Source organism: Halochromatium sp. NSM3 (assembly GCF_059621085.1).
Genome location: NZ_JCAQIA010000099.1, coordinates 1 through 430, shown reverse-complemented (window position 1 = coordinate 430; position 430 = coordinate 1). Strand labels below are relative to the sequence as shown.

General features: G+C 67.7%; 1 pseudogene. It reads left to right on the top strand.

Annotation, left to right across the window (positions count from 1 at the left end):
* Nucleotides 1-430: pseudogene (locus tag AC54T3_RS17475) on the top strand (IS4 family transposase); the annotation flags it as partial.

The following is a 430-nucleotide window of genomic DNA, read 5'->3' as shown; positions in this document are numbered from 1 at the left end:
CCGCACCGCGCGTGCACGACGCAGCGCATGGCTCCTCACCCTGTGGTGCTGTGCCTGCAAGACACCACGGAGCTGGACTTCAATGGTCAGCAGAGCAAGGGGTTGGGTCCTTTGAGCCACGAGGCGCCGCGCGGCCTGTACCTGCATCCGACGCTGGCGGTCACCCCCGAGCGCGAGCCCCTGGGGGTGCTTGATGCCTGGATGTGGGCGCGCGAGCCCAAGGGCGAAGACGGCATCCGCCCGGGGGAGAAGGAAAGCAAGCGCTGGGTCGAGGGTTATGAGCGGGTTGCCGAGCTGGCCGAGCAGCTGCCGCAGACACGCCTGGTTTACGTCGGCGACCGCGAGTCGGACATGCTTGAGCGGATGGTGAAGGCGCATGACAGCGGGTATCAGGCCGACTATCTGCTGCGCGCCCAGCACCATCGCGCCT